At 54.1% G+C, this 14839-nt stretch carries 14 protein-coding genes; 5 read left to right on the plus strand and 9 right to left on the minus strand.

Going from position 1 to position 14839, the window contains the following annotated elements:
* The first annotated feature begins 70 nt into the window (after positions 1-70).
* The 3 genes from U9O48_RS07445 (at position 71) to ybiB (ending at position 4755) form a co-directional block, all read left to right on the plus strand.
* Positions 71-1434 (plus strand): IS3 family transposase gene (locus U9O48_RS07445; RefSeq protein WP_285143722.1). Its coding sequence is split into 2 segments (ribosomal slippage): positions 71-548 and positions 548-1434, totalling 1365 coding nucleotides; the frame shifts between segments, so codons are not numbered across the junction.
* A 111-nt stretch (positions 1435-1545) separates the two neighbouring features.
* The gene (gene dinG, locus U9O48_RS07450) at positions 1546-3723 is read left to right on the plus strand and encodes an ATP-dependent DNA helicase DinG (RefSeq protein ID WP_324723971.1); all 2178 of its coding nucleotides are present in this window, start codon (positions 1546-1548) and stop codon (positions 3721-3723) included.
* A gap of 66 nt (positions 3724-3789) precedes the next feature.
* Positions 3790-4755 (plus strand): DNA-binding protein YbiB, encoded by a 966-nt coding sequence (ybiB, locus tag U9O48_RS07455; protein WP_324723972.1) that lies wholly within the window; start codon positions 3790-3792, stop codon positions 4753-4755.
* 117 nt (positions 4756-4872) lie between these two features.
* Here the strand turns inward: ybiB and ybiJ are convergent, their stop codons facing one another.
* From ybiJ to mcbA, 3 genes are all read right to left on the minus strand, one after another.
* Positions 4873-5133: a DUF1471 family protein YbiJ gene (gene ybiJ / locus U9O48_RS07460; protein WP_100777112.1), complete on the minus strand. Its 261-nt coding sequence runs from the start codon at positions 5131-5133 to the stop codon at positions 4873-4875.
* A 285-nt stretch (positions 5134-5418) separates the two neighbouring features.
* Positions 5419-5685 carry a DksA/TraR family C4-type zinc finger protein gene (locus tag U9O48_RS07465; protein WP_282492272.1) on the minus strand — a complete coding sequence of 89 codons (267 nt, stop codon included), beginning with the start codon at positions 5683-5685 and terminating at the stop codon, positions 5419-5421.
* A 119-nt stretch (positions 5686-5804) separates the two neighbouring features.
* Positions 5805-6071 carry a DUF1471 family periplasmic protein McbA gene (mcbA, locus tag U9O48_RS07470; RefSeq protein ID WP_285146548.1) on the minus strand — a complete coding sequence of 89 codons (267 nt, stop codon included), beginning with the start codon at positions 6069-6071 and terminating at the stop codon, positions 5805-5807.
* 247 nt (positions 6072-6318) lie between these two features.
* On the opposite strand from mcbA, the gene rlmF reads away from it, so the two are divergent.
* Positions 6319-7236: a 23S rRNA (adenine(1618)-N(6))-methyltransferase RlmF gene (gene rlmF, locus U9O48_RS07475; RefSeq protein WP_285149082.1), complete on the plus strand. Its 918-nt coding sequence runs from the start codon at positions 6319-6321 to the stop codon at positions 7234-7236.
* 34 nt (positions 7237-7270) lie between these two features.
* Here the strand turns inward: rlmF and ybiO are convergent, their stop codons facing one another.
* From ybiO to rhtA, 6 genes are all read right to left on the minus strand, one after another.
* Positions 7271-9484: a mechanosensitive channel protein gene (ybiO, locus tag U9O48_RS07480; RefSeq protein WP_285149083.1), complete on the minus strand. Its 2214-nt coding sequence runs from the start codon at positions 9482-9484 to the stop codon at positions 7271-7273.
* A 137-nt stretch (positions 9485-9621) separates the two neighbouring features.
* Entirely contained in the window at positions 9622-10344 is a 723-nt protein-coding gene (gene glnQ, locus U9O48_RS07485; RefSeq protein ID WP_095281340.1) for a glutamine ABC transporter ATP-binding protein GlnQ, read from the minus strand.
* A complete protein-coding gene (gene glnP, locus U9O48_RS07490) occupies positions 10341-11000 on the minus strand; it encodes a glutamine ABC transporter permease GlnP (RefSeq protein WP_095281341.1) in 660 nt (219 codons plus the stop codon). The genes glnQ and glnP overlap by 4 nt, the downstream gene beginning before the upstream one ends.
* 79 nt (positions 11001-11079) lie before the next feature.
* Entirely contained in the window at positions 11080-11826 is a 747-nt protein-coding gene (gene glnH, locus U9O48_RS07495; RefSeq protein WP_095281342.1) for a glutamine ABC transporter substrate-binding protein GlnH, read from the minus strand.
* A gap of 362 nt (positions 11827-12188) precedes the next feature.
* Positions 12189-12692, minus strand: coding sequence for a DNA starvation/stationary phase protection protein Dps (gene dps / locus U9O48_RS07500; protein WP_095281343.1), 504 nt, complete (start codon positions 12690-12692; stop codon positions 12189-12191).
* Between the two features lie 303 nt (positions 12693-12995).
* Positions 12996-13883 carry a threonine/homoserine exporter RhtA gene (gene rhtA / locus U9O48_RS07505; RefSeq protein ID WP_282492276.1) on the minus strand — a complete coding sequence of 296 codons (888 nt, stop codon included), beginning with the start codon at positions 13881-13883 and terminating at the stop codon, positions 12996-12998.
* Positions 13884-14238: 355 nt separating this feature from the next.
* Here rhtA and ompX point away from each other — a divergent pair, with 355 nt between their 5' ends.
* Positions 14239-14757: an outer membrane protein OmpX gene (ompX, locus tag U9O48_RS07510; protein ID WP_282492277.1), complete on the plus strand. Its 519-nt coding sequence runs from the start codon at positions 14239-14241 to the stop codon at positions 14755-14757.
* The last annotated feature ends 82 nt before the right edge of the window (positions 14758-14839 follow it).

Genomic DNA, 14839 nt, shown 5'->3' on the forward strand with positions numbered 1-14839 from the left:
TGGAAGCCCGGCCGTAAAGTGGACTGCACCCTAAAAGTTGGACACCCAACTGAGTAAGGTGCAGTTTTTTATGGCAAAGCCAAAATATTCCCTCGAAACCAGATTAGCTGTCGTCAATCACTACCTTGCCGGAAAAGATGGAACACATCGTACCGCTGAACGTTTTGGTGTTGAAAGAACATCAGTGCGACGCTGGGTAAGAGCCTGGCAACTCCACGGTATTGATGGCATTACCTGGAAAAATGACCGCCATTCTCCGGCGTTCCGGATTGCTGTCGTACGCACTGTTCTCGCTGAAGAACTTTCGATGCGCGAAGCTGCCGCACGGTTTAATATCTCCACTGAAACCGTTGTCCGGCACTGGGTGAATGTCTACAAAGACGCAGGTGAAAAAGGACTTCTGAGCATAAAACCTGGCCGGAGCAAGGACATGACAAAACCCAAAAAAACACCTCCACTTACCGATGCGGCGCTGGAAAAGTTATCTCCCGAAGAGTTGCGGGCTGAACTTCGTTACCTGCGCGCAGAGAATGCCTACCTAAAAAAGCTGAAGGCCTTAGTTCAAAGCGAGAAAAACGGCAGAAAGCCGCAATAATCAGTGAGCTAAGGCTGAAGTATGCGCTCAGTGATCTTCTGCGTGCAGCGGGCATGTCCCGCAGTACGTGGTATCACAATATAAATGCGCTGAAGCGAGTGGACAGGCATGCCGGGCTGAAAGACAAAATCAGAGAGATTTACCACTATCACAAAGGGCGTTATGGCTACCGCAGGATCACGCTCTCATTGAGAAAACTAGGGTTGTTGGTAAACCATAAAACAGTGCAGCGGCTGATGGCAGAGCTGTCGCTCCGCTCTCTGATAAGGGTGAAGAAATATCGTGCCTGGAAAGGTGAGGTGGGCAAGGCTGCACCCAATATCCTGGGCCGGAACTTCGGTGCATCGAAAGCCAATGAAAAATGGGTCACGGATGTCACCGAGTTCTCGGTGCAGGGTAAAAAGCTGTACCTGTCGCCGGTGCTGGACCTTTTTAACCGGGAAATCATCTCATACAGCCTGTCGGAAAGGCCGGTGATGGAGATGGTTAATACGATGCTGCATGATGCATTCTCAGTGCTCGAACCGGAGGATGCACCGTTGCTGCACACGGATCAGGGCTGGCAATATCGAATGGCAGGTTATCAGGCAAAGTTAAAGGCGAAGGGTATGACACAAAGCATGTCACGCAAGGGAAACTGCCTGGATAACGCGGTAATGGAGAACTTCTTCGGCACACTGAAATCGGAGTGTTTTTACCTGAACAGGTTCAGCAATCTGAATGAACTGAGGAAGGCGATAGAGGACTATATCCATTACTATAACAACGAGCGGATCAGTCTGAAATTAAAAGGCCTGAGTCCGGTAGAATACCGAACCCAGACCCCGATAGCCGCTTAACATGAACTGTCCAACTTTATGGGGTCAGTCCAAAGCCGGGCTTTTCTTTTTGCGACAACCCCGCGAACGTGCCACAATAGTGGCTGTTTATACAGTATTTCAGGTTCCCCGATGGCTTTAACCGCTGCGCTCAAAGCGCAAATTGCCGCCTGGTATAAGGCGTTGCAACAGCAGATCCCCGACTTTATTCCCCGAGCCCCGCAGCGGCAGATGATTGCCGATGTGGCGAAGACGCTCGCCGGAGACGACGGACGGCATCTGGCGATTGAAGCCCCGACCGGCGTCGGGAAAACCCTCTCCTATTTAATTCCTGGCATTGCGATTGCTCGCGAAGAGCAAAAAACGCTGGTGGTCAGCACCGCCAACGTGGCATTGCAGGATCAGATCTACAGCAAAGACCTGCCGCTGCTGCGCAAAATCATCCCTAAGCTGCGCTTCACCGCCGCGTTTGGACGCGGACGTTACGTCTGCCCGCGCAATCTGGCGGGGCTTGCCAGCACCGAAGCGACCCAGCAGGATCTGCTGGCGTTCCTCGACGATGACCTCACGCCGAACAACAAAGCCGAGCAGGAGCTGTGCGCGAAGCTCAAAGTCGATCTCGACGGCTACAAGTGGGACGGCCTGCGCGATCACACGGACAAAGCCATCAGCGATGACCTGTGGCGACGACTGAGCACCGATAAAGCCAGCTGTCTGAACCGCAACTGCCATTACTACCGCGAATGTCCGTTCTTCGTCGCGCGTCGTGAAATTCAGGAAGCGGAAGTGGTGGTGGCTAACCACGCGCTGGTGATGGCGGCGCTCGAGAGCGAATCGGTCCTGCCGGACCCGAAAAATCTCTTACTGGTCCTCGATGAAGGACACCATCTGCCGGACGTGGCGCGCGATGCCTTAGAAATGAGCGCGGAGATCACCGCCCCGTGGTTTCGTCTGCAGCTCGATCTGTTCTGCAAGCTGATTTCCACCTGCATGGAGCAGTTCCGCCCCAAAACCACGCCGCCGCTGGCGGTGCCTGAGCGGCTGAGTGCCCATTGCGAAGAGATTTACGCGTTAATCGCCTCGCTGAACACCATTCTCGATCTTTATCTGCCTGCGACTCAGGAGGCCGAACATCGTTTTGCGATGGGCGAACTGCCGGAGGAGATCATGGAGATCTGCAAACAGCTGGCGAAGCATCTGGAAAAACTGCGCGGGCTGGCGGAGATGTTCCTCAACGATCTCAGCGAAAAAACCGGCACCCATGACGTGGTGCGCGTGCATCGCGTGCTGCTGCAGATGAACCGCGCCCTGAGCATGTTTGAGAGCCAAAGCAAGCTGTGGCGGCTGGCGTCGATGGCTCAGGCCTCCGGCGCGCCGGTCACCAAGTGGGCGACGCGGGACGCCAAAGACGGACAAATTCATCTCTACTTCCACTGCGTGGGCATTCGCGTCAGCGATCAGCTGGAGAAGCTGATCTGGCGCAGCGTGCCGCACGTGGTCGTTACCTCCGCGACGCTGCGTTCCCTGAACAGCTTCTCGCGTTTGCAGGAGATGAGCGGTCTGAAAGAGAAAGCGGGCGACCGTTTTGTCTCACTGGATTCGCCGTTTAACCACTGCGAGCAGGGCAAACTGGTGATCCCAAAAATGCAGCACGAGCCGCTGATGGAGCACGAAGAGCAGCACATTGCCGAAATGGCCGCCTATTTCCGCGAGCAGGTCGAGAGCAAAAAATATCCCGGCATGCTGGTGCTGTTCGCCAGCAACCGCGCGATGCAGCTGTTTTTAACCTATGTCACCGACCTGCGTCTGTTGCTGCTCGTGCAGGGCGATCAGCCGCGCTACCGGCTGGTGGAAACCCATCGCAAGCGCATTGACGGCGGCGAGCGCAGCGTGCTCGTCGGCTTGCAGTCTTTTGCAGAAGGTCTGGATCTGAAGGGCGATTACCTGACCCAGGTGCACATCCATAAAATCGCCTTCCCGCCGATCGACAGCCCGGTGGTGATCACCGAAGGCGAGTGGCTCAAAAGCCTCAACCGCTATCCGTTCGAAGTGCAAAGCCTGCCCGCGGCGTCCTTCAACCTGATTCAGCAGGTGGGGCGACTGATCCGTAGCCACGGCTGCTGGGGCGAAATCGTCATTTATGATCGACGTCTGCTGACCAAAAACTACGGCCAGCGCCTGCTCAACGCACTGCCGGTATTCCCGATCGAGCAGCCCGACGTGCCGGAAGTGACAAAGCGTCCGACGCAAGTAGTGGCCGCGCGGAAAAAAGCGCCCGGCGCAAGACGCCGTAGTCCCGGCAGAAAATAAGCAACACTATCGTTGATGGCTTTATCAGGGCTATAGTGTGTCTATGATGTTGCCAGGAGAAATGTCGTGGATTATCGCAAAATTATCAAAGAGGTAGGCCGCGGGAAAAATCACGCCCGCGATCTGGATCAGGAAACTGCCCGCGCGCTGTACACCCACATGCTGAACGGCGATGTGCCGGAGCTGGAGATGGGCGGCATCTTAATTGCCCTGCGCATTAAAGGCGAAGGCGAAGCGGAGATGCGCGGGTTTTACGAGGCGATGCAGGCGCAAACCCTGCAACTGACGCCGCCTGTGGCAAAGCCGATGCCGATTGTGATCCCGACCTATAACGGAGCGCGCAAACAGGCGAACCTCACGCCGCTGCTGGCGGTACTGCTCAACAAGCTGGGCTTTCCGGTGGTGGTGCACGGCGTCAGCGCCGATCCGACGCGCGTACTGACAGAAACCATATTTGAATTAATGGGCATTGCGCCCACTCTCCATGCCGGTCAGGCACAGGCCAAACTCGAAGGTCATCACCCGGTCTTTATTCCGGTCAGCGCACTCTGTCCGCCGCTCGAAAAACAGCTGGATATGCGCTGGCGGATGGGCGTGCGTAACAGCGCGCACACTCTGGCAAAACTGGCGACGCCGTTTGCGGAAGATGCTGCGCTGCGTCTGTCGAGCGTTTCGCACCCGGAGTATGTCACTCGCGTGGCGGGCTTCTTCGCCGATATTGGCGGTAAAGGGCTGCTGATGCACGGCACCGAAGGCGAAGCCTACGCCAATCCGCAGCGCTGTCCGCAGATGACGCTGATCGACAAGCAGGGCACACGTGTGGTGCTCGAGCGCAGTGAAGAGCCGCCGGGCGAAGTGGTGCTCCCGACGGCGAAAGATGCTGAAACCACGGCCCGCTGGACCGAGCGCTGTCTCGCCGGAATTGAGCCGGTACCGCATTCACTGAAGCTACAGATGGCGTGCTGTCTGATGGCGACAGGGGAGACGGATTCCGTTGAGGCTGGGCTGGCGCGCGTGGCGCAGTATTTTTAGATAAAAAAAAGCCCGTCCGGTGAGGACGGGCAAACAAAGGGTAACAACAACAGGGTCAATGAGGGTTGGAGCAACTCGCCAGAGGGTGTAGCGAGCGATGGAGCATAATCCGTTGGGTTATTTGTAGATAACCGCAGTACCGCTAAGTTTGTTGTTGGTGTTAGCAGAGGTGATGGTGTATCCGCTTGCACCCGCAGCTGACGCTTTCTCAGCCAGTTTTGCTTCCAGACCGTCCAGCGTGGTCGCGCCTTCTGCACTCACCACACCGATTTTATTCATGTTCTGCGCCTGAGCAGAAGTCACAGATTCCGCAGCGAATGCGCCAAATGACAGAGCAGACAGGGCAACAGCGGCAACAGCATATTTGATGGTTTTCATAGTTAATCTCTCGCAGGTTATTCTGTTAAGGGGACGATGTTCCGTCGATGTGATAAGTATCACGGTTTTTCGCGAAAGATAAAATCGAAGAGAATTGACAGCGTTGCTCAAAAAAATTGAATGACAAATAACTTATTGATTATTAATAAATTCAGAGAGTCGTTTTACAGTTCTTGTCGCTTCGCTTTACAGACGAGGTGAAGAGGGCACGTTTTGCCACGCGATGTTGAAAAAAGCGTGAGCGTAAAGCTAACTGCTTGCCGCTTCGGTTTAGGTAAAGAAGAGTCAACGTAGCTGGCTGTCTTTAGATCCTCTGCGATTATATCCTGAGTGTGAAGTATTTTTTGAATCTTTATTCTGCTGGCAAGTGATGCAAAGCCGCACGCCTGGCATGGCTTTACGTCGCGCCTCAGGGATAGGCTCGCCACACTCTTCGCACTCCACCAAACTTTCACCCTGCGGTAAATCGCTGCGAACGCGCGCAACAGCATCTTCAATCGTACTGTTGATCTGTTCGTTCACTGCATCGTCATTCGCCCAACCGGATGCCATATCCGTCTCCTGATAAGTAGAAGCACATAGTATGAATATGGGGTTAAAAAACGCACAGTCAAGAAGGGGGGGGAGAAAGCACTGCACCTGTTGGGCAGATGCAGCGGGTGTGCGGGGAACTATTTATAGATGGTGGCTGTGCCGAACATATGGTTGTCGCCGCTCGCGGATTCAACAACGAACCCTTTCGCCCCTTGTTCACGGGCTTTTTCTGCCAGCTTATGCTGGAGATCGTCCAGATTGGCGGCCCCGGTGGCGGAAACGGTTCCGGCAGGGCGAAGCTGGCTGGTGTCGTTATCGGTCGTCAGGGACTGAACGGACCATGCGGGAAACGATGCAGCGGCCAGTGCGCCAGCCACAACGATGAGAGTCAGGTATTTTTTCATAATCACATCCTCTGAGTCTGAATGACAATGGGTGATTCAGATTAAGTTTAGAAGGTTAGAGAGTGTGATTTAGCGCAAAAATTTGATGGTGATCTGCTTATTTTTTGAACGATATAAACTGACAAATGATTGACAGATCATAGACATACAGGTTGCTGATTTTTAGTGATTTGTTGTGGCGGTAAGAGAGTTATTTACCGTTGGGCCCCCAGAGGGTATCTTACGCCGCTGTGAAAAGGAGAATGCCATGACTGCCCAAAAGCCGGGATTACACCCGCGTAACCGCCACCGTAGCCGCTACGACATGAATGCCCTGTGTCAAAGCTGCCCGCAACTGCAGGAATTTATCGTGCAGACCCCCGCGGGTGAACCCTCAGTTAATTTTGCCGATCCACTGGCGGTAAAAGCGCTGAACAAGGCGCTTTTGGCCCATTTTTATGGCGTGGCGCACTGGGACATTCCGGAAGGTTTTCTCTGTCCACCGGTGCCGGGGCGTGCGGATTATATCCACCATCTGGCTGATTTACTGGCAGAAAGTAATGGCGGAGAGATCCCGAAACAGGCCACGGTGCTGGATATCGGCACCGGCGCGAACCTGATTTATCCCCTGATTGGCGCACATGAATATGGCTGGCGCTTTACCGGCAGTGAAACGGGCCCGGAAGCTTTCGCCAGTGCGCAGGCGATTATCAACGGCAACGAGGGGTTAACCCGCGCCATCCGTTTACGTCGTCAGAAAGATGCCTCCCTGATTTTCAACGGCATCATTCATAAGAATGAAAACTACGATGCCACAATGTGCAATCCGCCGTTCCATGATTCGGCAGCCACTGCCCGCGCGGGTAGCGAGCGTAAACGCCGCAACCTGGGTCAGGCAGAAGATGGCGCGCTCAACTTTGGCGGCCAGCAGCACGAACTGTGGTGCGAAGGCGGCGAAGTGGCTTTCATCGAGAAGATGATCGCCGAAAGCCAGCAGTTTGGCCGTCAGGTGAAGTGGTTTACGACCCTGGTCTCTCGAGGAGATAATTTGCCGCCTCTTTACCGCGCACTGACGAATGTCGGCGCAGTGAAAGTGGTGAAAAAGGAGATGGCCCAGGGGCAGAAACAGAGCCGCTTTATCGCGTGGTCCTTTATGGATGATGCGAAACGCCGCCGTCCGTTCTGACAGGTTTTGCCCGGTGGCGCTGCGCTTACCGGGCCTACAGGGTGGGCTCTAGCGGCGGCGGCGGTGACCCCGGCGCAGGCAGTACCTGGTAGGTTTGCACCGGCGGCCGTACATCGGCGAGATCGAAATGTTTTTTCACCATGCTGTCGAGCGCAAACCGTACCGTCCACTGCTTAAGCGGCTGTGTGGTGAACGACACGCGCAGGGTAAAGGCGGTATTCGTCAGCCCGACAATCCCGGCAAACGACGGTTCGCCTATCACCAGCCCGCGAATATCCTCCATCTCCATAAGCTCCTCAACCGCCGCTCTCAGCGCCTGTTTCGCTTTATCCGCATCCTCATGACGATCCACGTCATAATTCGCCACTACTGAACCAATCCCGCGCACAAAGTTCGCAAAGGTCGTAATCGATGACCACGGGATGATGTGGTACGCGCCCGTATCCTGGCGCACGCCGACCGACCGAATCGACATTCGTTCGACCGTGCCGGTTAATGGCCCAATCGTCACCAGATCGCCCGTATTCATCCCGTTCTCAAACTGGATAAAGATCCCGGTAATAATATCTTTCACCAGGGTTTGCGACCCGAAGGAGATGGCCAGACCCAGGGCACCGGCGCCCGCCAGCAGCGGGGCGATATTCACGCCGATTTCCGAGAGTACAATCATGATGGTGATGGTGCTGATGATGACTGCCAGCGCGTTGCGGAACAGGGTTAACAGCGTGCGGGCGCGAGCGCTGGGGAGCGGGCGTCCGTGAATATCGGAGACCAGGCGGTTTTCGATCAGGCTGGCGAGCAGCGTCCAGCCGATTGCCGAGAAGAAGAGGATCAGCGCGATACGGATCAGAATATCCACCGTCTTCTCGCCTGCGCCGTTGTGCATCCAGTTCCAGAAATCAAACAAGCTCCAGGCGCTGAGGAGTAGCATGATGGCGATGCAAACGGTCAGGATGCGCGCCACTTTCAGCGAGGCGGAGATCCAGCCGTTCACCCGTTTTTGCAGCTCGGGATAATTGCGTTGCACCTGCGGCGAGAGGGTGATGGTTTTTGAAATCCAGCGCGACAGCAGGCCGGAGACAAAAGCCGCGATCCCAATGATCGCCAGACTGTGGAAAGTGGCGCCCATCATAAACTTCAGGCTGTTACCCGGATCGAACAGGGAGAAGAAGCACAGCACGATAAAATAGGCGCTGGCGAGCCAGTGCCAGACCAGCGCGAAGGCGCGGATAAACAAACTAAAGAAGGAAAGGGAGCGGTCGGCCAAATGCAGCAGCCCGGCGGTGATGGCTTTCTTATTGTGGAAAATCAGATACAGCGCCCAGACGGTAATACAGAGCATAATCAGCACGTTGGCGAGTGCGCCGATCTGCACGTTGACCTGATTCGAGATAATCGGTACAGCGACCAGCAGGCCGTAGCCAATCAATCCACTCAAAATGCTGAGGCGCAGCGCCCAGTATTTTGCGCCCTGATCATTAACCGAAAACGGACGCAAATCCGGCACGCGTGGGCTGAAGATCAGACGTAAAAGGGCTTTGAAAAACTCGATCAGCGCGAAGGCGTTGAGGAACAGGCTTTGCTGGAAGGCGATAGTTTTACTTCCGGCGTTCAGGTTGTCGCTCAGGAGCTGACCGACAAACAGCGTCAGCGCCAGCAGGAGTAAATCAATCACAAAGGCGCCTGCAATCATCAGCGGCAGATGCAGCCAGCTGCTTTTTTCCCGATTTTTTCTGCGCCCCCACTCCCCCATCTTGCGATACAGCGGCCAGGCACACAGCCGCGCCAGCCAGTAAAAAGCGAAGATCGCCCCGGCCAGCATCAGGAAGTGGCTGGCGGCATTGCCGAAGGTTTGCGGATTAAAGGCTTTGTGCGGGGAGCCAATCAGATTGCGGTAGAGCTGCGCGAAGCGGGCGGAGAGGGCTTCGCCGTAGTGGCGGCTGACGTCCGTGACGTTCTCTAGCACGGTTTTGTCGCTGGTCACTTCCGGCGGCGTAATACTCGGGACCGGCTCCTGCGGCGGTGTTTTGGCTACGGTTCGTAGCTGATCGATCAGCTCTTTGCGCGAGGTATCATTCTCCAGCACATCCGCCAGCGCGCCATAGGCCGCTTTCTTTTGCTCAACGTCAGGTTCCGGCGCGGTGGCTGGCGGCTGAGAGGAGGACGTGCTGGTGGTGACGCCAGGGATGGTGACTGCCTGGGCGGGCGCACCGAACAGGCAAAGCAAAAGCAGCAGGATCCACGGCACGGCTTCCTCCGGTGAAGAAAATGTTCAGCAAAATGATAAGTATAGATGGCAGGTGGGGGAGGGGAGTTTTTGGGAACAATCCGGCATAAAAAAGCCGGGCCATTGAGAGGCCCGGCAGGTAGCAAGCAAAGCGATGATCAGGAGACGTGCTGCAAGAACTCCTGCAAGCGCTGGCTTGGTGGGTTCGCAATCAGCTCCTGCGGATTACCATCTTCCGCAATACGCCCTTTGTCGATGAAGATCAGTCGGGAGGCCACTTTCTCGGCAAAACCGATTTCGTGGGTCACGATGACCATTGTCATCCCTTCTTCCGCCAGGTCCTGCATAACCTTTAATACTTCGTGGCGCAGTTCCGGGTCGAGCGCGGAGGTCGGCTCATCGAACAGCATCATTTTCGGTTTCACGGCCAGCGCACGGGCGATAGCTACACGCTGCTGCTGGCCACCGGACAGCTCAGACGGATAGTGATGAGAACGCTCGGCAAGGCCGACTTTCGCCAGCAGCTCTTTGGCCAGCTTCTCAGCCGCCGCTTTGTTGGCTCCGCGCACGCGCAGAGGACCGAACATCACGTTTTCCAGCGCCGTCAGGTGCGGGAAGAGATAAAACTGCTGGAACACCATGCCCGCTTCCTGACGAATCAGGCGCTCGTCCACTTTCGGGTCGTTGACCTTCAGGCCGTCGACGATCAGATCGCCGCTGGTGATCTCTTCGAGCTTGTTGATGCAGCGCAGCAGGGTTGATTTACCCGAGCCTGACGGCCCGATAATCACGACCACTTCGCCCTGTTTGATATCCAGATCGATATTGTGCAGCACCTGGGTTGGACCGAAGTGCTTGGAGACGTTTTTAAATTCAATCACAGGATTTTCATCCTTCTTTCAAGGCGACGCAGAACAAAGCTCAGCAGCAGCGTAATAATCAGATAAACCACCGCCACGGCACTCCAGATTTCCAGTGCGCGGAAGTTACCGGCAATGATCTCCTGGCCCTGACGGGTCAATTCGGCCACGCCGATAACGATAAACAGCGAGGTATCCTTGATACTGATAATCCACTGGTTACCGAGCGGTGGCAGCATGCGGCGCAGCGCCAGCGGCAGGATCACGTGGCGGATGGTCTCGCGACGAGACAGACCCAGCGCCAGACCCGCTTCGCTAAAGCCTTTATGAATCGACAGCACCGCGCCGCGCGTGATTTCCGCGATGTAGGCGCCGGAGTTGATCATAATGGTCACCACGGCGGCACTGAACGGGTCAATGCGCAGATCGGTGAAGGCCATTGGCAGGGCGAAGTAGATGAACATGACCTGCACGACGATAGGCGTCCCGCGGATCACTTCGATGAAAACCAGTGCGATGTGGTTAGCAATCCAGCCGCCGTAGGTGCGAGCGAAACCAGCCACGAGGCCGATAAACAACCCGCCAACCAGACCGAGGACCGAAATCCACAGGGTCATTTTGGCGCCTTCAAGCAAGAGAGGAATGGCAGGCCAGATGGCGCTCCAGTCAAACTGCATGATAATTTCCTGTTACCGTGGTTCTAAAAGTGCAGGGGCGAAAGGTCGCCCCTGAGCGTACTTCTTGTTTTAAGAATAATTATTTTGGCTCAGTGCCGAACCATTTTTTGTAGATTTCGTTGTACGTGCCGTTCTCACGCAGGGTTTTCAGCGCGCCGTTCACTTTGGTACGCAGATCGTCGCTGCCTTTCGGGAAGGCGATACCGTACTGCTGCGCTTCTAAAGAGTCGCCCACGGCTTTGAACTTGCCGTTGCCCGCGGTTTTGATGAAGTACAGGATGTTTGGTGTGTCGTGCAGTACCGCGTCAGCGCGGTTGGTGCCCAGTTCCATGTAAGCGTTATCGATGTTCGGGAACTGACGCAGGTCTTTGGTTTTGATGTTTGCTTTGGCGTAATCAACAGAGCCGGTGCCGCTTTTCACTGCAACCACTTTACCGTCGAGATCTTTCACGCTTTTTACGTCGTTGTTGTCCGCTTTCACCATCACCAGCAGGCCGCTTTTGTAGTAGCCATCGGAGAAGTCGATCGCTTTTTTACGTGCGTCGGTAATAGTGATACCCGCCAGCGCCACGTCAACGTTTTTGGTTTGCAGTGCCGGGACAATGCCGCTGAAGTCCATAGGCTTCAGGGTGTAGTCCAGTTTCAGTTCCTTCGCGATAGCCGCCCACAGATCCACGTCAAAACCAACGTACTGGTCGCCCTGTTTGAATTCAAACGGGACGAACGCGGTGTCGGTCGCGACAATCAGTTTTTTATCTGCAGCGTGAGAGGACATGGCAAAAGCCAGGGTAAGTGCAGCCAGTGAAACTTTTAATACAGACTTCATAGCATTTCCTTTTATATCCACGGGGCGATCCCCTGCGAGAACAAACGGCTACATGAAAAAATCGTGCCAACATTGCAACTCATTGTTTTGCAAAGAGGATGATGTCATGTGTTGCACAATAAACGATGCAAACCCCTTTTGATGCACCATAATGGAGCGCTGTTTTGGTGCAGTCGGGTTTACACAGCCGACGGGTGGCTATTAAGCGCAAATAACGGCGATAAAACAATCTTTCGTTAACGATTTTGTGAGGTGATTATTACAACTAATTTACTTTTGCGGGAGGGGAGAGTAAAAGCGTGCACCATAAACGTGCAAAACCCCCGCCGGGTGGCGAGGGTTTTATAGATAATTCGTATGGATTATTCGATGTTAGATTCGATAAACCACAGGAATTGATCCAGGTCGCGGGAAGCCGCGGTTAAGATATCTGCGGTGTCTTCGTCTTTGGTTTCACCGATCGCTTTACGCACGTCGTTGGCGACAACCGCATAACGATCCGCCAGCTCTTTCAGGTGATCCTGCACGGTATGAATGTCCAGCGGGTAGCTTTTCAGCGGGGTTTTGCTGTTAATCACCTGCGTGGTACCCAGTGCAACGCCGCCCAGCTGCACGGCACGTTCTGCCATGGTGTCCAGGTGAGTCACTAACGCGGTTCGGAATCCATCCAGCATTTCATGAACGGCAATAAAGTTTGCGCCGCGCATATTCCAGTGGGCCTGTTTAGTGATCAACGACAGGTCAATGAACTGGATCACCTGGCGATTCAGCAGCTCAATCGTTGCTTTCTTATCGCTATCCGAGACATCGTTACGGGTATAAAGCAGATTAGACGCTTTCGTTTTAACCAGTTTAGCGGTACTCATAATCTCATATCCTCTTGATGTTTTATGTTCCAGGTAATTACCGGAAATAAGTATAGCACCGCTTTTATAATCTGCCGGAATGGCTGTGCCTATCGGTTTAATAGTGCAATGGAGTGAGTTTTAGTAACTGGTTGATATTGAAGGTTTGTCATTTATTTTATGCGGATGAGTCTTAATTACTTCATCTTTTTATCAGCGTGAGGGGATATTTCACATCGATGACAAAAAATGTAAGAAAATAACAATATGGACAAGTTGGCCTCTATTCTGCATGGCTGAATAAACCATGCAGAATAGAGAGCATTAATTGACGTCGACTTTCTTGATTTTGGTTTCAGGCCGCATGGTGAGAGTCGATCCCATCGACGCGGCAATAATGGAGCACAGCGCCAGCGTCTGAGTTAAGGTCAGGCTTTCGCCGAGGAAAACCATGCCGGACATGGCGGCGAGCGCTGGTTCCATACTCATCAGGGTGCCGAAGATACGGGTCGGCAATCGCGTCAGGGCGATCATTTCGAGAGAGTAGGGGAGCGCGGTGGAGAGTACCGCAACCGCCAGACCAATCGGCAAAATGGACCACTGCCAGATGGATTCCGTCGCTTGTGCCATGCCGATTGGCACAAAGATGATGGCTGCAATCAGCGAACCGAGCGCCACGGTGGCCGGGCCGTGCTCTTCTCCCGCACGCTGCCCGGTGAGGATGTATACTGCCCAGCAGGCTCCAGCGCCCAGCGCCAGCGCGGCACCGGTTAAATCGACGTGAGAGATGTTCTGCCCAAGCGGCAGCAGGAACCACAGACCGAGAACAGCCAGCACCACCCAGACAAAATCCACGGGGCGACGAGAAGAGAAAAGGGCCACGGCCAGCGGGCCGGTGAACTCCAGCGCGACGGCAATGCCCAGCGGCACAGTCTGAATCGACAGATAAAAGAGATAGTTCATGCCGCCCAGTGACAGCCCGTAAAACAGCAGCGGCAGGCGTTGCTCTTTTTTGAATCTCAGACGCCACGGTTTAAAGATGACCACCAGAATCAGGGTGCCCAGCGCAATACGCAGGGCAGTCACACCGGGCGCGCCGACCAGCGGAAAGAGGGATTTAGCCAGTGATGCGCCACTCTGAATGGACAACATAGCGATGAGTATTACGACGATGGGCAACCAGACTGGCGCCTTGCGAGACATCCCCGGCATCCTTTCTCCTGTCAATTTTTGTCAAATGGCGTAAGGTTCGCAGTGTAATTGAAATAAACGGCGAGCGGTTGAGACTTTGTTGAAAAAAAAAGCCAGAAAATCCGTAAAATGACTCTTTATTGATGGTTTATTCAGCTAACAGATTAGGATTAATCTGGATGAATGTAACGCCATTGGCGCGCAGAATCAGCGTATTAATGTAGAAATTCCGCGTTTTTTGAATGAGATAGCTGCGCCTTGAAATGTTCTGTTACATCAAAGGCTGGGTTAGACAATACGAATCACAAAGAGTTTCACAAGATTTTTTGATATATTTAAAACTTACGGATTTACTTGAAGCACATTTGAGGTGGTTATGAAAAAAATTGCATGTCTTTCAGCACTGGCCGCTGTTCTGGCTGTTTCCGCAGGTACCGCTGTAGCTGCTACTTCCACTGTTACCGGTGGTTACGCTCAGAGCGATATGCAGGGCGTAGTAAACAAAGCTAACGGTTTCAACCTGAAGTACCGCTACGAGCAGGACAACAACCCGCTGGGCGTGATCGGTTCTTTCACTTACACCGAGAAAGATCGTACTGAAGATGGCGCTTATAACAAAGCTCAGTACTACGGTGTGACCGCTGGTCCTGCTTACCGCCTGAACGACTGGGCAAGCATCTACGGTGTTGTAGGTGTTGGCTACGGTAAATTCCAGCAGACTGAAAACCAGGGTCTGAACCGCACTGCATCTACCAGCGACTACGGTTTCTCTTACGGCGCAGGTATGCAGTTCAACCCAATCGAAAACGTTGCTCTGGACTTCTCCTATGAGCAGAGCCGTATCCGCAACGTTGACGTTGGCACCTGGATCGCAGGCGTGGGTTACCGCTTCTAATCACTTCGGTGAGCCAGTAAAAAATCCGCCCAATGTGGCGGATTTTTTTTTATGTTTTTATCCTCTCCCACGGGGAGAGGGT

The sequence above is a fragment of the Lelliottia sp. JS-SCA-14 genome, from assembly GCF_035593345.1.
Taxonomy (GTDB): domain Bacteria; phylum Pseudomonadota; class Gammaproteobacteria; order Enterobacterales; family Enterobacteriaceae; genus Enterobacter; species Enterobacter wanjuensis.